Origin of the sequence: Pseudomonas sp. PB101, assembly GCF_009764265.1 — a bacterium.
In the GTDB taxonomy this organism is placed as follows: Bacteria; Pseudomonadota; Gammaproteobacteria; order Pseudomonadales; family Pseudomonadaceae; genus Aquipseudomonas.
In genome coordinates this window covers 78127-100380 of sequence record NZ_RWIR01000073.1, presented here as the reverse complement: position 1 = coordinate 100380, position 22254 = coordinate 78127, and the positions used below count along the sequence as shown (strand labels likewise).

Here is a 22254-nt window from a genome sequence, read left to right as displayed (position 1 = left end):
GGATTGGCGCTCACACCGAAACCGGCAGTTTTTTCGTCGAGACTTAGGCAGCGGACGAGGTCGAATTTCATGGTGGGCTTGGGCTCACGCGGGGAAGGGCATTAATAGCGGGAGGCGGGCGGGTTGCACTGCCTTCAATACGCTGCAAATCAATGACTACCCACCAAACTTGTGTGAACTTGCCAGTTTGCGATGCCCACAATCACCACCTCTCTCAAGCCAACCACCAAGCTGTGGCGAGGGGATTTATCCCCGTTGGGTCACGCAGTGGCTCCAATGCGAAATTGCACTCCACTTGACCGCTTGTTGCGTTCGATCTGCCCACCGATTGAATCGGATTCCACCAGCATGTTTCGTAACCATGACGGGCAGAGAACTACCCATAACTGCCGGTGGCGATAGGCAAAAATCAGCCCAAAGTGGACACCCCAATATGTCCTAGTATCAGGGGCCATTCGCATGGCGTCTCTTGGTGGGCCTCGGAGGTTTCAGGGGATACGGAGCCTATTCAGTGTTGTTACGTACGAAAACCGAATGGTGGTACGTTAGTCATTGTGTTTTTACTTTTCTGAAAGCCACCGTGCGTCATTTTCGGAACACACAACGCACAAATAGGCCCGTGCTCTCGAGAACGCGACATAAGCCAGTTCGCGACGCTCCATTTCGTCGCCGCTGACAATGAGAATTATTGCCGGCCGTTCCAGCCCTTTAAACCTCCGTACGGTATCGACAACTACATCTTCGAGCACCAGTGTTTCGGCGTCTGTAAACGGAATATTTGTCCCGAAGCTTTTTTCGAGAAAGCTCGTCCGGCCGGTGGGTCCGTTGACAAGAACTGCTATGTCACCCGGAACCACTTCCTCCTTATTTATGAGCCGTCGAAGCTCCCTGTACGCAGCTTCAATTTTCGCCCCAGGATTATCAGCGTTGATCCAAGAAACCTCGAGGCCGTCGGGCCCATCGGCAATTATCTCGTGGCCCGAATAATGCACCGAAGCGGCCTCATGGATTTTCTTTGTGTTGCGAAGATTTCGGGAAAGCCGAACGGGAATTACGCTCAGATCATGAATGCCATTCCCTACGCTGTCGTAGACATTCTGATTGCTATCCATGAAAACACGGAGGTGACCATTGCTGTTCAGGCAGGCATCGATCGCGATCCACCATTCGGCACGGAAGTCCTGGCCTTCATCAACAATGATCGTGTCCCACTTAAGCGCAGGCTTGATTTCCATCGCACTGTAGAGGGCATCAGGCAGCACGTTCTCATAGAGTTCCCTTTCGCTGATGCCGGTAGGTGTCTGGACTCCTGCCTGACCTGCCATGCGCCCGCACAGCATGTGAAAGCTTGCGACCGTTAGGTTCGCTACGGCTTTCAGTCTTCGTTCAAGGACAATTCCCAACGGGCGACTGTAACAAGTCAGAAGTGTCTTCTTGCCAGTAGCGGCGGAGCGCAGCGCTTCCTCGATCGCCACTACAGTTTTGCCTGTGCCTGCACCACCCTGAATTAGTGCCCGCGGGATATCGGCGATGACATCGAGGATATGGTACTGGGAGGGCTCAAGGACGCGGAACGTTCCTTCAGCTTCAGCAAGTGCGGCACCGATGCGGAAACTCAGGGTGAAGGGATGTGCCAGCAATCTCTCCAGCGCCGCTATACCGTCGCGACCGAGAGAATCATAGTTATCAGGTAGCTGCCCTTCTTTCAGCCTATCTGCGATCCACTCATGCAGACCTCGCTGAAACTGATTTGAACAACAGAATATAAAAGCCGGGCGATCAGCGCCGAGATTGCCACGAGGTGATCCAGCACTTGGGAAAATAACCCCATGAGCAGCATGTATCACACGCTTTGTACCTCTCATTGATTCCTTGAGGCGCTTCAGAATCTCATGCTTTGCACTACGTGCCTGCGACACCGGGTCTTTGATCTTGTGAACGAAGCCACGGTGATCTGTACTGCGCCACTGAGCATCCATCGGGTCGAACGAGATTTCCCTCCCCCCTTTGACCTCGATCGCGAGGATACCGTAGCGGGAGTGTGCGATCAGGAAGTCGCATTCGCCGTCCTTTTCATTTCCCAACCTATCGGTCCCCAGCCAAGGACTCGAGTAAAAGACATGGAAAGTGTCGTCGAGAACTTCGGCGAGGCGGTTGTAAACCTGAACCTCGGCCCAGCGCTTCGAATCGTCCAGTACCGAACGTGGCAAACTCCTTGGCCAGAGCACCGCCATCAGCCTCTCCTCAGCATGTGTTCGAAATATCCAAGTCCCGAATCTGTCCCATCACCGATCAAGAGAGCGCGGTCAAGGAAGCTGTTGAAAGCTTCGCATGATGTCTCCGGAGCAAGACAGCAGGCGTGGCAAACTGAGTGTGAATAGCTGTTGATCGCCCCCATCATATCCGTGATGCAGAGTGGATCGGATGAGCACCACTCGATCGCGTCGATTGCACGCTGCAGAATGCCTTCGATGCGGCCTGCCTTTCCTTGCCGCTCAAGACCACCAAGAGTTCCGTCCGAGTCTGGTGTCGCGGTATAAATCAGAAGCCCGGCCATGCGCTCATCACCAATCCCGGCATAAATCCTCTCCTGCAGCGATGCGGAGGAGTAGCCGCACTCCAGAGTCAGTTGGCGCATAAGAGCGTGCGCGAGGGTGTGGCACAGCATGTATCGCGGGGTGATTTCCTGAGGTGGCTTTGCGTCGTCTCCGTACCGTTCCTTCCAGTTCGCTTGGTGCTTAGCCTCGCACTCGGATGCACGTGCACTGACATCCAGTCGATTCTCCCAATCGGACAGCCGCTTTTCATTCAGCGCAAGGAAGATGCCTTCACCACGTACCTCGATCGCCGGTAGCCAATCAAGCGGAACCTTGGAGAGCCGTGCCACTTCGGGCGAGTCCGGGTCGCCCGGCGGGTTGATCCGGGTGAACCCTTTGATTGCACGGACCTCGCGGAGGCGCACAGCCCGCACCACTCGGGAGATCCAGGGAGCTATTTCTGGGGATACAGCTTCTCTACGGGTTTCGAAGTCGGAGGTCCGGCTGCGACCGAGTTCGGTGACGAACTGCCGATATTCTGCCGGACGCAGGTCGTCGGTTTGCAACTGTTCGTACGACGTGAGGCGGATCCGGATCGCATCTGCCAACTCCGCGGGCGACATCTTCAGTTCCCGCAGAATGCTTTCCAGATCACCCATGGCAAGGATCCCGATGTACTCCTCCAACCTCGACGGGTCATCAAGATTCGTAAGAGAACTCCACCATTCACCTAGAACTTCCTGGAGACGGTCAGACCAAGGCGGGATGCTGAGGGCTGACTCTGTCACCGCAAAGTACAGATTGGAGGCACCTCGCTGAACGGCATACTGCTCCCTGTCGCATGTTTCGTAGCCGTCGCTCAGCCATGGTCGATTCCCCCGACATTTCGGACCTTGCTTCCAGGTTTGTTTCGAGAAAATGCCGTCCATCGACCGACGCGCACCACATTTCGGACAACTGAGGATGAGACCGGCAAGTCCTGGGCTTTCCGCTCGAAGTATAAGACCGGGATGGCGTTCCGGATTATCACGCTTCAAAGTCGAGCACTCCGACTTGTGCGCCACCCACCAGTCCCAAGGAAACTCGTCTAAGTGACCATGCTTGCAGGCCATGACAAAGCGAACCGGGATGACGAAGACCTTGTCGCGTCCAGGAGACTTTTCGGTGCAGGTCGGACAGTAGCGATAGGCCTCGCCCGGATCGTTTGCCCATCGGCGTTCCGGCTTGACGATATCGCAGCGCGGACATTGCAGCCATTTCGGAAAACGCACGGCGACAAGACGCCTGGTATCTGGTCCGTCATCTTTCCTCCGCTCAAACGTGACAGGGGGAGTCCTGAAACCTTTAACACCAAGCTTCTTCTGTAAGCGTGGCTCGCGGGTCACCTGTGGGTGGGCCAGTCCTGCAGGAGGAAACGAGCGATCCCACTCCTCCAGTCCAGCAGCTATGCCCGAAACAGCTCCTCCACCAGCCCTGAAGTCTACAACTGAGCCTGGGCCGAAAGTTGAAACAACTGCGCTGCGTCGCAGATCCTGAAGTTCATTCTTCATGCGTGTCATCCTTTGCCCTGAGAACAGGGGCCATCCTGAAAGGGGTTCCAGCTTCCACGGTCCGCATGGAGTTGAGGGTTGGCCAAGCAGCTCCCGTTTCGCGGTTGGCAGCCCGACGAGCCGCGGCCCGCTCTGCACTCTGGAGAAGAGAACCCCCTCCCTTGTAGTCGCTCCAGTACACCGCAGGGGATCTTGTTCGCCATGTGTCAAGACGGCGCTCAAGCTCTTCCCTTACGGCCGTCTCCTCGGGATCGACCCGCTTCGCGCGCTCGACGATCAGGTCGATGAGATCCATAGCCTCGTCCTCTGCATCATCATCCATTCGAGGAGAGTCGAGCATGTCGACAACAAGATGACGTACAGCAGCCACTAGCGCTGCATGCAATGCCCTGTCGCGAGCCCGTGAGGCGAATGGGGTGACGCTCGTTGCCTCTACATCCCTGTAGAGTGTGCGATGCCAGCTGCAGAACGTCTCGTAATGTGAACGGTCACGTGCTTTGGCGTTGTTGAGCACAGAGACTACAAGCCCGCTCACCTCACCTCGACCGACGCGGCTGGTGGACTGGATATATTCGGCAATTGTCTTGGGCTGCCCGTTGACCAGCATCAGTCCTAGCCGGGAGATGTCCACGCCAACACTGACCATATTCGTCGCTAATACCGCATCGACTGCACCAGGAAGCCCGACTTTAATGTCTAGGACGTCTAACATCTCGCGGATTTCTTCCTGTGTTCTTCTGGAAGTCAGCTCCTCAACGTTCCTGAGGGATCTTTTCTCTTCGCTGCGTGCGTTAGCGTAGAGCGCGATACTGTCAGTAACGTCGTCCTGCATGAGGACAAGCGCGCCACCAAGCTCACGAATTGAGTTGAAGTACCCGACGAGCGTCCAGTAGGCATCTCGGCGAACATCATCGCTGAATGCCGCGGAAGCAGTTTGCAACAATGAGCCTGCGACGGCCTGCAGGGTGAACTTTGCCGATCTACCGGCCGTAGTGATACCAAGATAGCGTCTTCCCACCGCTTTCGGCCGCCGATCACGAACTGCAAAGCCGGAGTCGTCGTGATCAATTGCTGGCGGGGGGAACTGGAATGCTTCACGATCGAACAGTGCCAGCACTTGCTCTGACGCCCTACGGATTGTTGCTGTAGAGCCGATGACCTTTGCGCGATATCCGCGCGCGGCGAATAGCAAGTCGAATGCTGTCTCATACAAACCAGCGATAGTTCCGAGAGGACCGGAGATAAGATGCAGCTCGTCCTGGATGATGAGATCAGGTGGAGATCCGTCTGAAATACTGAACAGTCTATTGGTTCTCTTCTCGCGGACGATCTGTGCGAACTTGTCGGCAGTTCCGATCAACAACGTCGGCCGGTTTTCGTAGACGTCATCGTCTACTGTAAAGACGGGCAATATTCCGCGTATCTTGCACGAACTATTCGTGCATTCGGCGTCAACGGGCGAGGTTGCACTCGCCATCGACCATTGCAGCTTCTCGCCACATGCGGGGCAGCAAGTGAGCTGCTTCGGTGATGCCACCTCCAATGCCCCTCGAAGAGAAGCAAATGCATCTGCGCGCTTGTTGGGGGTTGCATCTCCTCCGACCCAAAGGCCAATCGAGAATGGCGCATCACCTTGAAGTGGCAAGCCATCAGGAGATGCCGCCCGGCCAGAACGTATCGCCTCTAATGCCAAGATCATGGCCGCCGACCGTGCGAACTGCTGTGTCGTCAGCAGTCGTAGTGTGTAGCGCATGAGGGCACAGACACCACCATGGTCAGCCGGGTCATCGGAGAGCCGACGATATACAGCAATGCATGCGATCAGTGCGAGATAGGCCTCGGTCTTGCCTCCCCCGGTGGGGAACCAAAGGAGATCCATGATTCCTCGATGCTTGTGTTCGCGGATAACCGAGGACGGTGCACTCAGCAGAAGAAAGCCCAGCTGAAAAGGACGCCAGCGCAAAGGACCGTGTTGGCTCTTTGAGCTGTCCCACGAGTGCTGCAAGTGCATAGCGAGATTCGCCAGCTGAAATGCTCTCTGAAGTCGCGGATTAGTGTGGAGTTCGAGAACAGATGCTGAGATGCGTTCAAGCGCCTCATCACATCGGGCAAGATGTGCCTCAGCTATATACTTCAGCTCGGAGCTCACCTCCATCACACTATCGAGTCGCTCGCGCTGCACTCCTATCCAACGCTCGTAGGTATCACAAAAGAGTTGCAGTCCCTGCTGGAGCGTCGTTCTGTCGGCGGAAGCCAGAGATTCGGCCGAAAGCGGATCGAAGGCTCCGTGCTCTTTTCCAAGCTCGGTAAAGAAGACATGACCATTCGGGTCGACGCTCTCGACAATAGCGGAGGGGACCCACGTCGTTCCCACCCATAGTGCACAGGGTCGAACATCGGCTGCATGGTTGTCATGCTCCCATTCGGCCGAGCAGACGTGCCCGACAGCGAACTCGGCCACATTCCTGTACAGCAGTGCTCCGCTTTCCTCGTCGCTGATAGAGCTGGTCCTACCGCTTTTTACTTGAGGCAGCGAGATGACACGCATAGGGGGCTTCGGTACTAAAAGAGTGCCCTCGCAGGGCTCAATGCGAAGCTCTGTCTGGAATAGCGATGCGGCTTCGATCTCGTTTCGGCCCTGTTCTGGCACGACCGAATTCACGAGCGTCAGAGTAGCTAAGACGGCGTTCCCTGCATTGATGGATCGGACATTGAGCGAGACATCGGGTAGCCCCTTGCAGAGCGCTGCAAGCGCTATCTTCCGCGTTGGGCCTGCCGATAAATCGAGACTTGGAATATCGACTATATGTGGCTGTCGAACCCAAATATCGACATCGTCGAGCTTTTCGATCCGGTACGTAGCGAAGCTACAGATGACCCGTACTTGTGGTGTGCCGATGGAAGCAACGCTGAACGATATGCCTGCAACGGATGGCTTCTGAAGAGACCCAGTTCTGACTACTTCGGCCTCACCGTCGCTCTCCTCGCCCGAACCGACCCCCGCAGATCCAAGTCTCTCATCATCTTCCCCGAACATTGCCGTGTGCTGGGGCCATAGGATGCCGGTGAGATAGACATCGGATGGACGTGTCGTTAGTTTTTCACCCTCTGTACGTGGCCCGACCAAATCCTCGGCAAGTCTAATAGCAACGATATCTCTGTCCTGCGATTTGTCCTGCATGGCGCTACCTCCGGCCATGAAAGTAGAAGGGGGGGAACGCCGCGATTCTCGGTGCGAGTACGAAACCAGAGGAGGCCCAAGGCTCATGAAGGGTTTCGAGATCACTGTCGTCTGGGCCCAGAACGATCGTTTCACAGCCCTGACCTCTCACATGGTTCACGTAGCTCGGTGGCCTGTGGCTTTGCTTCTGGTTTCTGTACGTAAGTATCTCCCAGAGGTCGTGCGTGAGGTTGCGGGACAGTGCACCAACACAGAGGTTGTCGCTATCGGTATGGATCCTGTAGCGCCAATCTAGATTGGGGTCAGCTTCCAGCTTGTAGGTGGTGACAACATCGGCGACCCTGGTTAGAAAAGCTTGGCTTGCCGATGCATCCGCTGCGCTGAACTCGTTACAACCGACAAGACCACGCGACGTTATATCGCCGTCTCGCCCAATCTCGACCATCACCGATTGGCGTTTTCTCGTCGAGCGATGACCCCGTCCCGATCGCAATGTTGACGCTCTGAGGGAGCTACTCTCTCCAACAATGAGGGATGCGCGCGCGCGCGTAGCTCCGACAAAAAGCACGCGGGCCTCTTCGGCTTCATCCTCAATGCACTCGAATTCCGTAGCATTCGGTAGCAGCAGAACGACATTGCTCGACTCCCGTCCCTTGCTCGCGTGGATCGTCCCTACGATCGGCCCTTGTAGGCCGTAATCAGGGAGAGTCAGCTCGACCGGGGGCCGGGGCTGGCCTAGCCGCCGCCTCAGTTTTTGTATGTCGATCGACCCATCCTGACGTCCTGCGACGCGCATGAGATGCCGCCAAGCTTCGACAGGCCCATACTGAGGCGCAGCCTTTCCCTCTATGCGCGAGGCCCAGAGGTCGAGAAAATGCCGCTCTGCGAGGAATGGGTCTACGAAATCAAAAAAGCAGATCGCCAGCCATGCCGGCAGGGTTCCGCCATACCCTGATAGACGTAGCCGATGGGGAAGCTCACAGAACTGCGACGCCATGAGTACTTCAGCACGAGTTCTGAATAGAAGAAGATCGTCGCTGGTGAAATCGGCAACCTTCATATTGATCCAATTTAGCCCGCTCTGGTCCGCCAACTCTCGGATTCTGTCCGCTGTTTCGGCATGCAATCCGTCGCGGTGTTTTTTTTTGTCGAGGATATCGTGGCGCAATTCCGAGAAAATTTTCCGAAGCCCAGGAGAGGACGTACGATAAATCTCCTTCAGGACCAGTGTTGTGAAACCCAGAACTTTCTCGGACCGCAAACGGCCGAGCAACGACTGCCCTTGCTCGGCCCCATCCCCATTACGGCGCTCGATGCTGTTGTCAGAAAAGCCATAGATTGCTTGGGCCTCGTCGGAGAAAACGGTGACCCCGCAGTCCGAAGGCAGCCGCTCCACTAGAGCCTCGATCAGATCCGCTCGCCGCCCAACGAGGTCTTGCGCCTCGTCAATTACGACGTGTTCTATCTGTGACAGCTCGTCTGCCACATCTGGGTCTGTCTTCAACAGCTCGATGACTCGGTCTATGTTCTCCTCGTAGGATCCAGTCAGCCTGGCACTCGGATCATGCCCGGAATGGATGGACCACGCATGCGAGTCGATGGTCGCAATCCTGATAGCAAAGGAAGCATCGCCAACGTAAGAGTGCAGCCGCGCACGAATCTCCGCTACTGCAGCCCTCGTGAAGCTGATCATCCAAGTGTTGCTGGGCTCAAGATCTTCTTGAGCAATCAAATAGGCGAGGCGCGCGCAAGCGACAGCCGTCTTTCCCGTTCCGGGGCCCGCCTCGACGACGACCCGGGCATCCGGACTCCCCTCGATCACCCGAAACTGCTCTGCATCCCAGCCTGAATCAAGAACCGTATTTCCAGCAATATTCATGGCTAAAGAGTTCCTTACTTCAGCTCGAGGATCACTTGCAGTTGCGAGGAGTAAGAGCGGTCTCTTACTTTCAACCAGCATTCGGTCTTTTTGGCCCTCTCTGAAATCACTTTAGCTTGCGGAGGGCCAGAAAAAACATATTTTATTGCATTTGCAGGCAAAATGCCTTCATTAAGAAAGGCCTTATAGAGTTGTTTTTTGCGTAATCTCTACAGAAGGGCGCAGGAGGTGGTTCAGTGGTGGGCGTTTTCGGGTGAGTATTCCCGAGGGGTGAATGGCCCCGAGGCTAGAGCTCTGAACCAAAAAGAGAGGCCCTTCTTGGATGGGGGAGTCATCGAACCTTAGACAGCCCTAGCTGATACTGTCTGTGGCGGACACTATAGCTGGCTGTAACCGTTCGCTTTGTAGCGGTACTGTGTGGAGAGCTGGCGGACTGGACCGATTTCTACCGATGTCCGCCTGCAGCTCAGAGGCGTTCTCTACCGGTCATAGTTACGAAACGTGCTGGTCAAATCCGATGCGAATGACAGTTCAAGTCGAAAGCAAACGGGTGGGCAGATCCGTGCAATACCCGCAAAACAAGCAAATGCGGTGCATCAGATAATACGGATTGGGATCATTGAAGACAGGGCGAAATAAAAAGTCCGCTGTCTGAAAATTAAACAGCGGATTTTGAGATGGACGAAATCAGAATCCGCGCATCAATCGCGATGCCTTCCTCCACCAAGACTCACGCCGATTGAACGGATCATCCGCCAACACACACGGCATATCCCGCAACCGAATCCATGGTTCATCCTGCCAATGCAGCATACAGAGTGACATCTTCGGCCAATCAAGCACACTCAGCGTCGGACGCTCCACCATTCCAGATGGCCGTGCATCACGCAGCGCTGGTACCACCTGATGAGTCAGCCACTCCCGCAGTAATCGATTCTCAGGGTAGTAGTGATAAATCAGCAGCGCGTACGCACCTGACTCGCTCACCATCAAGCGCTCTTTCGCAGCGCCATAAACATCGACGAACATCATTTGTCTCTGATCTGCATCGAGTTTGCGCGTCATACGTTCATCAAGGTGTTTACCCATCAGCCGCCCTAGATCATGCGCGCAGAACCACGCCTGGTTCTCTAGAAGAAGAGCGTGCAGGTTGACGTTGTGACGGGTGAAAAGGGTAGGCTTGAGTGATTCAGGCATGGCGTGCCTCCTGGAGCGGAAGCGCGTGGCTGGATCTGTGGGTACGGCGATTCACCTTCATCGTGAAGGTCGGATAGTCAGGCATTTCCATTACCTCTGGCTGCTTTCTTAGGGCATTCGTTAAGGGTGTCGGGAGCTAAGAAACCCACCAGAGACGGGCCGGACATATTCCCCTTTCGGGTCTTGTATTCGCCCACTCCCGACATAACGGGGATTTTTCGCAGACGTAGAGAAACCGCAGACGAAAAAAAGCCGCATGACTGTCGGGTGCGGAGGACCGCTCTGGTTTAAGGCGTTTCTTAGGCGCCGAATCGAAAGCCTAGGGGCTCAACGCTGTATAGTCAACCCTACAAAAACGACAAACTTTTGAGGCAAAAGGTATGTAGGCCTTAGGCATCATACATTGAACGTATATTGGATCTTAAGACGTAGGAAATCTCTGTTTTTTGTATGGCATTCCCAGTGGTCACCCACCAGCTATAAATTGCCTAGTGTTTGCTGGGTTTTGAGATGTCTTTCAGTATTCTTCACTAGGCTTGCTCTGCCAGAAATCGACTCGCATGCACTCCTGTGCGATGTGAGAAACTGCGCACAACCAGTTTCTGGTGAATCTGTTTTTGAGTGCGCAGTTTCGGATTGTTTGATCAGCTTCCCGCACGCCACTTGACGTACTCACTCGGCAGCAGTGTCGCAATTTCCTCGCTGGCCATCTGACGCAAATTGTAAGTGCGCTCGAATTGTCTGAAGGTGAAAGGTAGGCGACGGATGCCACCTAACCCGGCTTTGCTCTTCGGGTCGCAGCGATCTTTCTTCAGGCGCTGAGAAGTCACCCCTTTTTTTACCGAACCATCAGGCATGGCGTAGAGCGAATTGGCTACCGGCCAAAAACTTCGATGGGCGTAGATTTCCTGGCGCGACGTCATCTGTTCGGCCATTTCACCCCATGGTGATCTCAGGGAACCCAAGGCAACCTTGGCTGCCGCCCCATGTAGACTTACCAGGTCCCATGCAGTTCGAGCAACCAGGCGGTAGGCTAGTCGCGGAGACTGCATGATGTAGTGCGGTTTTGCCAAAGGCTTTCCTACACCAGTGCCTCGACTTTTACTCACCAAGCTTTCGATGAAAACTAACGAAATCCATGCCCACATACCATGATTCGACAAGAGGGCAAATCGGTCCACGTTGCCTACAAAAACTTGGTTTGCCAAATATTCTCCCAGCTCGAAGCTGGTTGAAAAGTTTCTGGACAAATCGATCTGGTATTCACCATCTACAACATCGGTAAATGTATCGTCCTTCAAAAGCTCTTTTGGAGCTGCGCTGGTAGGGTTGTCGATCCATGCTGCAAGCTTGGCGATGCCGACTTCACTCAGTGATCGGACCTGACTCGTCATGACTGTTCACCTTCCATCTCTGCCAAAGCCACAGCCATGTGGTGTTTGAAAATTCCCTTTGCTGCGAACCTCGTGACAACGTCATCGGCCCAAGCCTCTTGAGCTAGAATGTCGTCTTCCTCGAACTCGATGGGAGGATTAGCACCCAATGCGGCTATGAAGTCCGCCCATGCTGCAATCCAAGTTTCCGAGTCATCGAGTGCCGATGGGTCTTTTGCTATTGCTATTGCAACTTGGCGCATGACTTCAGGCATAACAAGAACGCCAAACCAAGGTTGATTTACTGCAGAAACGGCGGTGGGGAACAAAGATCGTTCCACTAGCACATTCGGTTTTTCGCCGGCCCCCTTGCCCTCTGGAAGTACAAGTTTCCAAGCTATGCCGTGCAGATCGGTGGGCTCGATGTCCACCAAGCTGGAGCCGAGATTTCCGGCCTCATCCAATGCCCTGACACCATCCGTGTATCCGACGAGCAATGATTCGCCCGGTCTGTTAAAAATGAACCTGAACTTCAACGGCTTGTCGGTGGCGATATCCCGGATGCTCGTAGGCGTTTTCTTGAAATCGGACAAAGGGCCAAGTTCGAAGTATTCTTCTGTACTTCCAGCATGGACGATGCAGCCCAGTTGCACGGAAGGATCAAGATCAGCCGCCCCATAATCGAAGCTGTCCAGCCAGAAAACTCTGCCGTTAGAGGAATCATTTCTGACTCGTACCACGAAATGCTTCTTGTCGATTTGCCTCAGTCGGGTGGGATTAGTTGTCCTCGTTATTTGCCCCATCGGACACCTCCTGATACTTCACGCGGATTTCAAGCTGTCGGTTGAGATCAAAGCCGTCAACTGCCAGCCAAGAGTTCTCATCGTCCAAGCGGAAGCTCATCGTATTTAGTGCAGTGGCAGGCTCGGAAATCCCTGAATGCTCACGTGGATACAACGAATCATCACCGATCCAGAAGTCGGCGGCATCCCACAGCTTGAATGCGTCACCCACCACAGTGGCGTAGGCCAAAGTAATCTTGCAATCAATCGGGAAAGTGATTCCTTCTGCTGCTTTCGCACGAACCTCGAATCCGTCATCGAGAATCTTGAGTACAACAGGCTTGGATTTTGGCTTCGGAATTTCTTTCGGCGGTTGTTGCTCACCCTTGGGTGTTTCCGGCGTCACTCCGCCACCACCTAAACGTTTGGCAGGTTCGGAAGCCGGATCGGCGAAATAAACCGCCAAGGCTGTTTCATCCTTCTTGCCTTCCGGTGAGATCAGTTGTACTAGTCGAAGCGCTGCGTTGCGAACCGCATTCAGCGCATCATTGGGCGAAAAGTACTGAGCCACAACCTTCGGCCGCCGAGCATTCCAGTTGCGATGGGTCGGTTCTTCGGCTGCCACTAGCAAATCAGAGAGTTTGGGATCCTGTATGAAGGTAAGCGCCATCACCGGAACGATGGTCCGTGCCGCCTTCAATCTCTTTTCGCCGTCGATTCCTAAGTCTTGTCGAACGAACAGCTCCTGGCTCTGCTCTGCGTTTTCGTCTTGCTGGAGGAAAACGCGGAACTTTGCGGTTGAAGTTTCTTTCGGTTGTTTCTTTTTGACTGGGATGAGGAAATCCACCGAAACCATTTCGGAGGTGCCAAATTTTTCCTTCAATGATGTCAGCTCAGCCTCCTCGAATGCACTAACTGTCAGCTTCGCTTCTCTCGACCATGAATCCTTCGCTGTGGCTGTGGCCGCTACATTTACGTCCCTCGCAGTTAGTGCGAGAAATTCTCGATAACCCTTGATCAGCCGGCAATCCCCTCCCATGTCATCCGCCACGCCGGCAATACTTGACGTATCCAATGTAACATTGCCGACTTTCACCACTAGGCGACCACGATTGATGGCGAAAAAGAACTCGTTGACCACGGCATTGCGCAACGCCTTTTCCGTGATGTCCTCTGCTGGCATAGGGACAATGAAGGTCGTGCCGGCTTCTGCTCCCCTAGCTAATCCGAGTTCGGCCTTAATTCCGTCAAGCATCTGAGTTCTGTCGACGGGGACTGCCAGTTCGTTAGGGTTACTTATTGCTCCCCACCTTGCTTCCTTTGCCCAGCGCCTATTGTCGTCGGGCAGCTTGTAGTTACGTTTGAAGCGGCAGCAGCCGAAGAGAAGGTCGACGCCATCTGATTTGCGCTTAGTTAAGGCAAAAACGCTTCTCAACTTACTAGCCAAGTACAAGGTGATTTTTCCTTGACCAGCCCCACCATTGGATTTTGTCGTTTTCGCGCCTTCGCCTTCGCGGAACCAGAATGCATTCCAATTTTCAGTCGAGCCCTCACATGAGGAGTCCGTGTAGCAGCCCTCCAGACCGGTCGTTCCGAAATCCTCGATGACAAGAAACCTCATCTCGGCAGGGAGTGCATCGCTCTCTATCAGTTCGCCGGCCCGGAAGTGCTTGATCCAATCGTCTGAGAAGATGGATCGAGCGAACTTGGTGGTGGCTAAGTCCACCGTGACCAGCTTGTATTCAACGCGAACGACGCTTTCGCTGCTTCGCGCATCCAATGGATTCTGGAGAGTTTCGCGGACGAGAATTTCAACGCTGGTGCGCTCTTCGTCCGCGAAATTGTCGTCTGAAATGCTAGACCCCGAAGTCTCGTTCGGATTTAGCGGGCGGAACTGCCAATGAACCACAATAAACTCTCCCAACTAGTAGTGGATCCAGATCAATTTCTGCTACAGCTTGAAGTCGCCACCAGAGGCATTTTCAGCGTCAGAGAAGCGCGCTTTGGCCTGGTCCAGCTCCTTCTGTAGAGTCTTAAAGATCTTTTTTACGTCCTCGTCGGTAAAGCTGTAGGCGTTTCTGTTGGAAAGGTTTCCGATCAGACGGACGTCGTTGAGAGCACGATTTACACGTTGCTCTGCAAGCCTTACGAATTTTTCTCTTTTTTCTGACATTGAGGTCTCACATATCCTACAAATAAATCAGGTTTTTCTCGAATATTTAGTAAATATTTAGTAAATATTTGCTAAGTCGTCAAGTTTTTTTGTGGGCGGTTTGCTGGTAGTCGTCTTGTAAAAGACGTTTGCTAGGGGGAAGGGAGGGGCGGCGTAAATTTTTTGGCGTTTGGGAGAAGGCTAAGTCGGAGAAAATTAGGAATCGGCGTCTAGGCTTTTTGTCAGTCTGGCTTAGCTGACCTGCGAATTTCTGATGCTTTACCCATAAAGAGGTCAGGCCAAGAGACGGATTTTTGATTACAATCCCTGATCGCATCCAAGATCCAGATAATTTCGGCTTCCGGCCCACGTATGCCGCATTCCCACAGTTCGAAAACGCGCCACCCTGATGCCAACAAACTCTCCTTGTTCTTGGCATCCCTGGCAACGTTCTGGTCAAACTTTGTTCGCCAGAATTCGTCATTGGTTCTCGGAGTGGTCGCGTATCGGCAGCCGGGGTGTCTGTGCCAGAAGCAACCGTGAACAAAAATACAGACCCGATAACGCGAGAGCACCAGATCGGGTCTTCCAGGTAGATTCCGTTGATGCAAGCGATACCTGAAACCATACCGATGCAGCATGCGCCGGACTTTTATTTCCGGAGATGTATCGCTACCACGGATGCCAGCCATCATGCGAGACCTGACTTCTTTGCTGACTATGTCCATAAATGACTCCCAGATAAATCTGAATCTTCCAGAAGATGTGACCCCTGAGCCTATCGGATTTCTCAATGAGCCGATCCAGGTCGTAGACCTCTTTGCCGGCCCTGGAGGGCTTGGGGAAGGTTTTACTTCATCTGGTGGGGGGGATCGCTTTGAGATCGTTGTTTCTGCGGAAAAAGACCCAAAAGCTTGGCAAACCCTCCGGTTACGTGCGTTCTATCGACTGCTCAAAAAGCGAAGACCAGACCTGCTTTTTGAATACTACAATTTCTGCAACGATCCAAAAGCCCCAGACATGTTTGAGCCTTCTGTTAATACAGAGTACCTGTGGGACTTGGCGGGGAAGGAAGCCAAGTGCATCACTCTGGGGAGTGACCAAGGCAATATAACCCTAGATGAAGCCCTGAACGACGGACTGAACGAAAGGCGCCCGTGGGTGCTGATCGGTGGACCTCCATGTCAAGCATATTCGATCGTGGGGCGCGCGCGGAACCAGTCCAAGGTCGATTACAAGGCAGAGGAAGACCACCGACATTTCCTATACAAGGAATACCTGCGAATCATTCGGGAGAGGCAGCCCACAATGTTCGTCATGGAAAATGTAAAGGGAATTCTCTCATCCAAGGTTAACAATGAACGGATATTTTCGAACATTTTAAAGGACCTTTCGGACCCTGGCCAAGCTCTTCATCTAGAGGGGGCGGGCAAACAGTACCGTATTTACTCTCTGGTAACTGGCAGTTCTTTTGGTCCTGGTGAGGATGTGGAAAAGATTGATCCAAAAGCCTTTATCATTAGGGCGGAGGATTATGGTATTCCCCAAGCAAGGCATCGGGTAATCCTTTTAGGTATTGCTACAGATAGTCTCCCTGCGTCGAATGATTGGGTAAAGCTGGCTTCTGATAAATGCAAAGAGTCAAAGGTTTCAGTAGGGCAAGTGCTAAATAACCTGCCTAGACTTCGCAGTGGTCTTTCAAAAACCGAGGACAGCCAAGCAGGCTGGATTGATGTTGTTACAGAACAGCTGAATTATATTCAAAGCCAGACCAATCCTGTCAACGTAGAGCTATGGTCTGGGTTTCAAGACCTGTCTAGAGCCTTTGAGGGGCCAGACGTGCCGGTGAGTCCTGGTGGGAGAAGGGTAAAAAGAAAGGATGCGAAGGATGATGGCTCGACTAATAGTTTGAGCCTGGACGAATGGTATTTAGACGAAAATTTAGAATATTGGCTAAATCATGAGTCTCGTGGGCATATGCCGACGGATCTACGTAGATACCTATTTGCTGCTGTGTATGCAAAACTTCATGGTTCTTCGCCTAAAGGACATGAGGGATTCTTCCTAAAGGGATTGGCGCCCGACCATAAGAACTGGGAAACAGGAAAGTTTAGCGATCGATTTAGAGTTCAGATTGAAGATAGGTATGCCACAACTATCACAAGTCATATCTCCAAAGACGGACACTATTTCATCCACTACGACCCAACTCAATGCCGAAGTTTGTCTGTTAGAGAAGCCGCCCGTATCCAGACATTTCCAGACAACTATTTCTTCCAAGGCAGTAGAACCGACCAGTTCCATCAAGTTGGAAACGCAGTGCCACCATTACTGGCGTCAAAGATCTCGAAAGTGGTGTTTGGTATCCTATTCGACAAGGTAAGGGTTTACGACCAACGCTTTGCTGAAGAGGCGAAGGGTGAAGAGAGCTACGCCTAAGCTTGCTTAAAGATTGGCTGTTGAAACTAAAAAGCCCCGATTGGATCGGGGCTTTTTAGTTCTGCTATTTAAATGCGATTAGCGAATCGCGAATAAAACCAGAATCAATCCCAGCTCAAAGCCCCACCAGTCTGATACTCAATAACCCGAGTCTCAAAGAAGTTCTTCTCCTTCTTCAAGTCCATAATCTCGCTCATCCAAGGGAACGGGTTAGTCGTCCCTGGGTACTCTTCCTTCAACCCAATCTGCGACAAACGACGGTTAGCGATGAACTTCAGATAGTCCTCCATCATCGCCGCGTTCATGCCCAGCACACCACGAGGCATGGTGTCGCGTGCGTATTCGATCTCCAGCTGAGTGCCTTGCAGGATCATCTGCGAAGCTTCTTCCTTCATTTCGGCATCCCACAAATGTGGGTTTTCGATTTTGATCTGGTTGATCACGTCGATGCCGAAGTTCAGGTGCATGGATTCGTCGCGCAGGATGTATTGGAACTGCTCGGCGACGCCGGTCATTTTGTTGCGGCGGCCCATGGAGAGGATCTGGGTGAAGCCGCAGTAGAAGAAGATGCCTTCCAGAACGCAGTAGTAGGCGATCAGGTTGCGCAGCAACTCTTTGTCGGTTTCGACGGTGCCGGTTTCGAACTTCGGATCGGAGATCGAGCGGGTGTATTTCAGGCCCCAGGTGGCTTTTTTCGCGACCGATGGGATCTCGTGGTACATGTTGAAGATTTCGCCTTCATCCATGGCCAGCGATTCGATGCAGTACTGGTAGGCGTGGGTGTGGATCGCCTCTTCGAAGGCTTGGCGCAGGATGTACTGGCGGCATTCCGGGTTGGTGATCAGGCGGTACACGGCCAGGACCAGGTTGTTGGCAACCAGGGAGTCGGCGGTGGAGAAGAAGCCGAGGTTGCGCATCACGATGCGGCGCTCGTCGTCGGTCAGGCCTTCCGGGTCTTTCCAGAGGGCGATGTCGGCGGTCATGTTGACTTCTTGCGGCATCCAGTGGTTTGCGCAGCCGTCCAGGTACTTCTGCCAGGCCCAGTCGTACTTGAAAGGTACGAGTTGGTTGAGGTCGGCGCGGCAGTTGATCATGCGCTTTTCGTCAACGGCGACACGGGCGGAGGCGCCTTCGAGTTCGGCGAGGCCTTCGGCGACGTCGAGGGAATCCAGGGCGGCTTTGGCGCGGGCAACGGCGGCGGAGTCAGCAGCGGTCACGGCACGGGCTTCCAGGGCGGCGGCACCGCCGGCGCTGTCGAGACGGTCCATGTTGGCTTCGGTGGCGTGGCCAGCGTTGGCGCTCTTGACTGCTACTTCCGTGTCTTCTTTGTCGAATTCGTCCCAGCTCAGCATGACGTGTCGTCTCCTGCGTGAGGGCCAGTGTGCCCGTGTGAAATTGGATGGGTCGGTTTTTCACACGGCCGTACCGGCCGCGTTGGATCTAAAGGAATCGTTTTTTGCGGCAGCTATACGCAGGCATCAAACAGAATTTTGTACGGGGTTCCGAGAGCCACTGATGGGCGCAGCAAGCGTTGATCGCCTGTGCGGGGCTTCAGACTGGCTTTTCATCCCTGTAAGGGGATATTGCAGGCCCGTTTAAGGCCGCATTATAGGGAAGTTTTGCGAGCTGTGGTGCGGCGAAATGGCTCACGGATCGGTCGACGGCGGCCGCATTTCGGTCGGAGCGAGGGTTTACAGGGCTTTGGGCGATGTTGGCGGGGGGAAGATTTTTTTTCTTGATTTTTTGCCCCGGGATTTTTTTGTACAAGAAATAACCAAAAAAGGCTTTTTTCACTACATCTTGTGTTTCGGTGGGGTTTTCTCCGGCTCCAGACACAACTAAGCCCGACCGAAGTCGGGCTGTGAAGTCACGCAGGCGGATCAGCTCAGGCGACCTGCACCGACGTGATCGGCGCCATCGGCAGCGAGGCGGGCGGCACCGGTGTGGTCAGAGCCGTCGGAGGCGAGTTTGCCGGCGCCAACGTGATCTGCGCCATCGGCTGCGAAGGAGGCTGAACCGGTGTGGTCGTAACCGTCGGAAGCGACAGCTGCTTCAGTGGTGTAAGCGGCCGAGCCGGTGCGGTCGTAACCATCGGCGGCGAAGGTGTTGGCAGCCAGGACGGAGAGGGTCAGGGCGAGGATCAGTGGGGTTTTCATGGTCGTTGCTCCAGTTTCGTCAGCGTTGTTTGTCTTGGGTTGCAGTTGATTTTACGCCGACAATTTCGATTAAAAAGCGCAAATAAGTGCTTAAAACAATCTGTTTAATCGATAGGTAGGCTGCGACGTTTCACCTGCCTGATTGCGGCGGATGGTTGGAACCTTTTCGGGAGTAGGGGTGAGGCAGGAGGTCAGCCGTTGGTGCAGCCGTTGCCCATCATGCTGTAGCGCAGGATATGCCGTTGGCCGTGGGAGTCTTCGTATTCCATTTTCATCGGCACAACTTCACAGACGTTTGGCGCTTCGCTCATGGAGATCACTTTGGCGATGTCCAGATGGGTGGAGTAGGTGTATTCCTCTATGGCCGGTTGTTGCTGCGCGACATCAGTCGGGACCTCGTTTGCCATGGCGGTTGCGCACAGACTGCCGAGGGCCAGAACTAATAAAGCTTTCATTGCGGATTTACCTTTTGGAGGTCGAAAGGGGGCACGCAATCCTTTTGAGATTGCGTGTGGAACTTCAGTACCGGAGTGTTTGATTAACTGCCTTCGTGGGGGCTGCAACTGGGTTAATCAGGTTGCCTTGTCGGCGTGGCTGATTTTAGGCGTGGGCGCCTCGTCCATATAGCCGTGGATTTGATAAACACTTTTGACAGATCCTGTAACAATCCCTGAATAGCCTCTTCTTTTGTGGGGGCGAGCTTGCTCGTGATGAGCCAGAGAGCACCGTGGGGTGTCAGATTTGGCGCGTTATCGTTGACGACCATCGCGAGCAGGCTCGCTCCCACAGGTACCGCGGCGGTAGTGGGTTTGACGGGTTTTCACGACAATTTGTAGGGGCTTGTTACTACCATCGTCGAATGGTTCTATAGGCCCGGCCCGGCTACAACAGGGCCATACAAAAACAACTATTCCACCGAGGTAAGAAAGATGAGTGCGGCTTCCCTGTATCCCGTTCGTCCCGAGGTTCTGGCTAACACGCTGACCGACGAGGCGACCTACAAGGCCATGTACCAGCAGTCGGTCGTCAACCCGGACGGCTTCTGGCGCGAGCAAGCCAAGCGCCTCGACTGGATCAAGCCTTTCACCACGGTGAAGCAGACTTCCTTCGACGATCACCACGTCGACATCAAATGGTTCGCCGACGGCACCCTCAACGTTTCCTACAACTGCCTCGACCGTCATCTGGCCGAGCGCGGTGATCAGGTGGCGATCATCTGGGAGGGCGACGACCCTGCCGAGAGCCGCAACATCACCTATCGCGAACTGCACGAGCAGGTCTGCAAGTTCGCCAACGCCCTGCGCGGCCAGGATGTGCACCGCGGCGACGTGGTGACTATCTATATGCCGATGATCCCCGAAGCCGTGGTCGCCATGCTGGCCTGTACCCGGATCGGCGCGATTCACTCGGTGGTGTTCGGCGGCTTCTCGCCGGAAGCCCTGGCCGGTCGCATCATCGACTGCAAATCCAAAGTGGTGATCACCGCCGACGAAGGCATTCGTGCCGGCAAGAAGATCCCGCTCAAGGCCAACGTCGACGACGCGCTGACCAACCCGGAAACCAGCAGCATCCAGAAAGTCATCGTGTGCCAGCGCACCGGTGGCGACATCAAGTGGAACCAGCATCGCGACATCTGGTACGAAGACCTGATGAAAGTGGCCGGCACCGTGTGCGCGCCAAAAGAGATGGGCGCCGAAGAAGCGCTGTTCATCCTCTACACCTCGGGCTCGACCGGCAAACCGAAGGGCGTGCAGCACACCACCGGCGGCTACCTGTTGTACGCGGCCATGACCCACGAGCGCGTGTTCGATTACCGTCCGGGTGAAGTCTACTGGTGCACCGCCGACGTCGGCTGGGTCACCGGCCACAGCTACATTGTCTACGGCCCGCTGGCCAACGGCGCGACCACGCTGCTGTTCGAAGGCGTGCCGAACTACCCGGACATCACCCGGGTGGCGAAGATCGTCGACAAGCACAAGGTCAATATCCTCTACACCGCACCGACCGCGATCCGCGCCATGATGGCCTCGGGCACCGCCGCCGTTGAAGGCGCCGATGGCAGCAGCCTGCGCCTGCTCGGTTCGGTGGGCGAGCCGATCAACCCGGAAGCCTGGGACTGGTACTACAAGAACGTCGGCAAGTCCCGTTGCCCGATCGTCGACACCTGGTGGCAGACCGAAACCGGCGGCAACATGATGAGCCCGCTGCCAGGCGCCCATGCCCTCAAGCCGGGTTCGGCGGCGCGGCCGTTCTTCGGCGTGGTGCCGGCCCTGGTGGACAACCTGGGCAACATCATCGAAGGCGAGGCCGAGGGCAACCTGGTGATTCTCGACTCGTGGCCAGGCCAGGCACGTACCCTGTTTGGCGACCACGACCGCTTCGTCGACACCTACTTCAAGACCTTCCGTGGCATGTATTTCACCGGTGACGGCGCCCGTCGCGATGCCGATGGCTACTACTGGATCACCGGTCGCGTGGACGACGTGCTCAACGTGTCCGGCCACCGCATGGGCACCGCCGAGATCGAAAGCGCGATGGTCGCGCACCCGAAAGTCGCCGAAGCGGCGGTGGTCGGCGTGCCGCACGACATCAAGGGGCAGGGCATTTATGTCTATGTCACCCTGAAAAACGGCGAAGAGCCGAACGAGCAGCTGCGCCTGGAACTGAAGAACTGGGTGCGCAAGGAGATCGGTCCGATTGCATCGCCGGATGTGATCCAGTGGGCGCCGGGGCTGCCGAAGACTCGCTCGGGCAAGATCATGCGGCGGATTCTGCGCAAGATTGCTACGGCTGAGTACGATGGGTTGGGGGATATTTCCACCCTGGCTGATCCGAGTGTGGTGCAGCATTTGATTGATACGCACAAGACGATGAATGTTGCGTAAGCGCTGATTCCTAGTCGCTGAAAGCCCTGCTAGGTGTGAGCCTGGTGGGGCTTTTTTGTGTCTGAGGGTTTTGTGTTGGCTGGACTGGCCTCATCGCGGGCAAGCCCGCTCCCACAGGGATTT

At 54.6% G+C, this 22254-nt stretch carries 16 protein-coding genes; 2 read left to right on the top strand and 14 right to left on the bottom strand.

Features of this window, described 5'->3' with window-relative positions; all coding sequences use genetic code 11:
- Positions 1-560 precede the first annotated feature (560 nt).
- The 10 genes from EI969_RS22655 to EI969_RS22610 form a co-directional block, all read right to left on the bottom strand.
- A complete protein-coding gene (locus tag EI969_RS22655; protein WP_160389729.1) occupies positions 561-2234 on the bottom strand; it encodes a nuclease-related domain-containing DEAD/DEAH box helicase in 1674 nt (557 codons plus the stop codon).
- Complete coding sequence (gene drmB / locus EI969_RS22650) at positions 2234-4087, bottom strand: DUF1998 domain-containing protein (protein ID WP_160389728.1); 1854 nt, start codon at positions 4085-4087, stop codon at positions 2234-2236. The genes EI969_RS22655 and drmB overlap by 1 nt, the downstream gene beginning before the upstream one ends.
- Positions 4077-7268: a helicase-related protein gene (locus EI969_RS22645; RefSeq protein WP_160389727.1), complete on the bottom strand. Its 3192-nt coding sequence runs from the start codon at positions 7266-7268 to the stop codon at positions 4077-4079. The genes drmB and EI969_RS22645 overlap by 11 nt, the downstream gene beginning before the upstream one ends.
- 4 nt (positions 7269-7272) lie before the next feature.
- Entirely contained in the window at positions 7273-9147 is a 1875-nt protein-coding gene (locus EI969_RS22640) for a UvrD-helicase domain-containing protein (RefSeq protein WP_160389726.1), read from the bottom strand.
- A 687-nt stretch (positions 9148-9834) separates the two neighbouring features.
- Positions 9835-10344, bottom strand: coding sequence for a Bro-N domain-containing protein (locus tag EI969_RS22635; RefSeq protein ID WP_160389725.1), 510 nt, complete (start codon positions 10342-10344; stop codon positions 9835-9837).
- 644 nt (positions 10345-10988) lie between these two features.
- Positions 10989-11738 (bottom strand): hypothetical protein, encoded by a 750-nt coding sequence (locus EI969_RS22630; RefSeq protein ID WP_160389724.1) that lies wholly within the window; start codon positions 11736-11738, stop codon positions 10989-10991.
- Positions 11735-12520 (bottom strand): hypothetical protein, encoded by a 786-nt coding sequence (locus EI969_RS22625; protein ID WP_160389723.1) that lies wholly within the window; start codon positions 12518-12520, stop codon positions 11735-11737. Before EI969_RS22625 ends, EI969_RS22630 begins: the two co-directional genes overlap by 4 nt.
- The gene (locus EI969_RS22620) at positions 12495-14423 is read right to left on the bottom strand and encodes a hypothetical protein (protein ID WP_160389722.1); all 1929 of its coding nucleotides are present in this window, start codon (positions 14421-14423) and stop codon (positions 12495-12497) included. The genes EI969_RS22625 and EI969_RS22620 overlap by 26 nt, the downstream gene beginning before the upstream one ends.
- A gap of 27 nt (positions 14424-14450) precedes the next feature.
- Positions 14451-14672, bottom strand: coding sequence for a hypothetical protein (locus EI969_RS22615; protein ID WP_160389721.1), 222 nt, complete (start codon positions 14670-14672; stop codon positions 14451-14453).
- A gap of 221 nt (positions 14673-14893) precedes the next feature.
- Positions 14894-15343 carry a very short patch repair endonuclease gene (locus EI969_RS22610; protein WP_305989812.1) on the bottom strand — a complete coding sequence of 150 codons (450 nt, stop codon included), beginning with the start codon at positions 15341-15343 and terminating at the stop codon, positions 14894-14896.
- A gap of 1 nt (position 15344) precedes the next feature.
- On the opposite strand from EI969_RS22610, the gene dcm reads away from it, so the two are divergent.
- The gene (dcm, locus tag EI969_RS22605) at positions 15345-17090 is read left to right on the top strand and encodes a DNA (cytosine-5-)-methyltransferase (RefSeq protein ID WP_256678353.1); all 1746 of its coding nucleotides are present in this window, start codon (positions 15345-15347) and stop codon (positions 17088-17090) included.
- A 104-nt stretch (positions 17091-17194) separates the two neighbouring features.
- On the opposite strand, the gene EI969_RS22600 is transcribed toward dcm, so the two are convergent.
- The 4 genes from EI969_RS22600 to EI969_RS22585 all read right to left on the bottom strand — a co-directional run bounded on the left by EI969_RS22600 (position 17195) and on the right by EI969_RS22585 (position 19701).
- A complete protein-coding gene (locus EI969_RS22600; RefSeq protein ID WP_160389719.1) occupies positions 17195-18442 on the bottom strand; it encodes a ribonucleotide-diphosphate reductase subunit beta in 1248 nt (415 codons plus the stop codon).
- A gap of 199 nt (positions 18443-18641) precedes the next feature.
- A complete protein-coding gene (locus EI969_RS22595; protein ID WP_160389718.1) occupies positions 18642-18884 on the bottom strand; it encodes a hypothetical protein in 243 nt (80 codons plus the stop codon).
- Between the two features lie 86 nt (positions 18885-18970).
- Positions 18971-19246, bottom strand: a complete 276-nt coding sequence (locus EI969_RS22590; protein ID WP_160389717.1) for a hypothetical protein — start codon at positions 19244-19246, stop codon at positions 18971-18973.
- Between the two features lie 191 nt (positions 19247-19437).
- Positions 19438-19701: a DUF2790 domain-containing protein gene (locus EI969_RS22585; RefSeq protein WP_160389716.1), complete on the bottom strand. Its 264-nt coding sequence runs from the start codon at positions 19699-19701 to the stop codon at positions 19438-19440.
- A 474-nt stretch (positions 19702-20175) separates the two neighbouring features.
- Here EI969_RS22585 and acs point away from each other — a divergent pair, with 474 nt between their 5' ends.
- Positions 20176-22131, top strand: coding sequence for an acetate--CoA ligase (gene acs / locus EI969_RS22580; RefSeq protein WP_160389715.1), 1956 nt, complete (start codon positions 20176-20178; stop codon positions 22129-22131).
- Positions 22132-22254 lie beyond the last annotated feature (123 nt).

Excerpts from the sequence above, each read along its gene's own strand:
- EI969_RS22625 (WP_160389723.1), bottom strand. The coding sequence starts at position 12,520 with ATGGGGCAAATAACGAGGACAACTAATCCCACCCGACTGAGGCAAATC.
- EI969_RS22655 (WP_160389729.1), bottom strand. The coding sequence starts at position 2,234 with ATGGCGGTGCTCTGGCCAAGGAGTTTGCCACGTTCGGTACTGGACGAT.
- EI969_RS22640 (WP_160389726.1), bottom strand. The coding sequence starts at position 9,147 with ATGAATATTGCTGGAAATACGGTTCTTGATTCAGGCTGGGATGCAGAG.
- dcm (WP_256678353.1), top strand. The coding sequence starts at position 15,345 with ATGCGAGACCTGACTTCTTTGCTGACTATGTCCATAAATGACTCCCAG.
- EI969_RS22590 (WP_160389717.1), bottom strand. The coding sequence starts at position 19,246 with ATGAAAACCCCACTGATCCTCGCCCTGACCCTCTCCGTCCTGGCTGCC.
- EI969_RS22610 (WP_305989812.1), bottom strand. The coding sequence starts at position 15,343 with ATGGCTGGCATCCGTGGTAGCGATACATCTCCGGAAATAAAAGTCCGG.
- acs (WP_160389715.1), top strand. The coding sequence starts at position 20,176 with ATGAGTGCGGCTTCCCTGTATCCCGTTCGTCCCGAGGTTCTGGCTAAC.
- drmB (WP_160389728.1), bottom strand. The coding sequence starts at position 4,087 with ATGAAGAATGAACTTCAGGATCTGCGACGCAGCGCAGTTGTTTCAACT.
- EI969_RS22585 (WP_160389716.1), bottom strand. The coding sequence starts at position 19,701 with ATGAAAGCTTTATTAGTTCTGGCCCTCGGCAGTCTGTGCGCAACCGCC.
- EI969_RS22645 (WP_160389727.1), bottom strand. The coding sequence starts at position 7,268 with ATGCAGGACAAATCGCAGGACAGAGATATCGTTGCTATTAGACTTGCC.
- EI969_RS22615 (WP_160389721.1), bottom strand. The coding sequence starts at position 14,672 with ATGTCAGAAAAAAGAGAAAAATTCGTAAGGCTTGCAGAGCAACGTGTA.
- EI969_RS22635 (WP_160389725.1), bottom strand. The coding sequence starts at position 10,344 with ATGCCTGAATCACTCAAGCCTACCCTTTTCACCCGTCACAACGTCAAC.
- EI969_RS22630 (WP_160389724.1), bottom strand. The coding sequence starts at position 11,738 with ATGACGAGTCAGGTCCGATCACTGAGTGAAGTCGGCATCGCCAAGCTT.
- EI969_RS22600 (WP_160389719.1), bottom strand. The coding sequence starts at position 18,442 with ATGCTGAGCTGGGACGAATTCGACAAAGAAGACACGGAAGTAGCAGTC.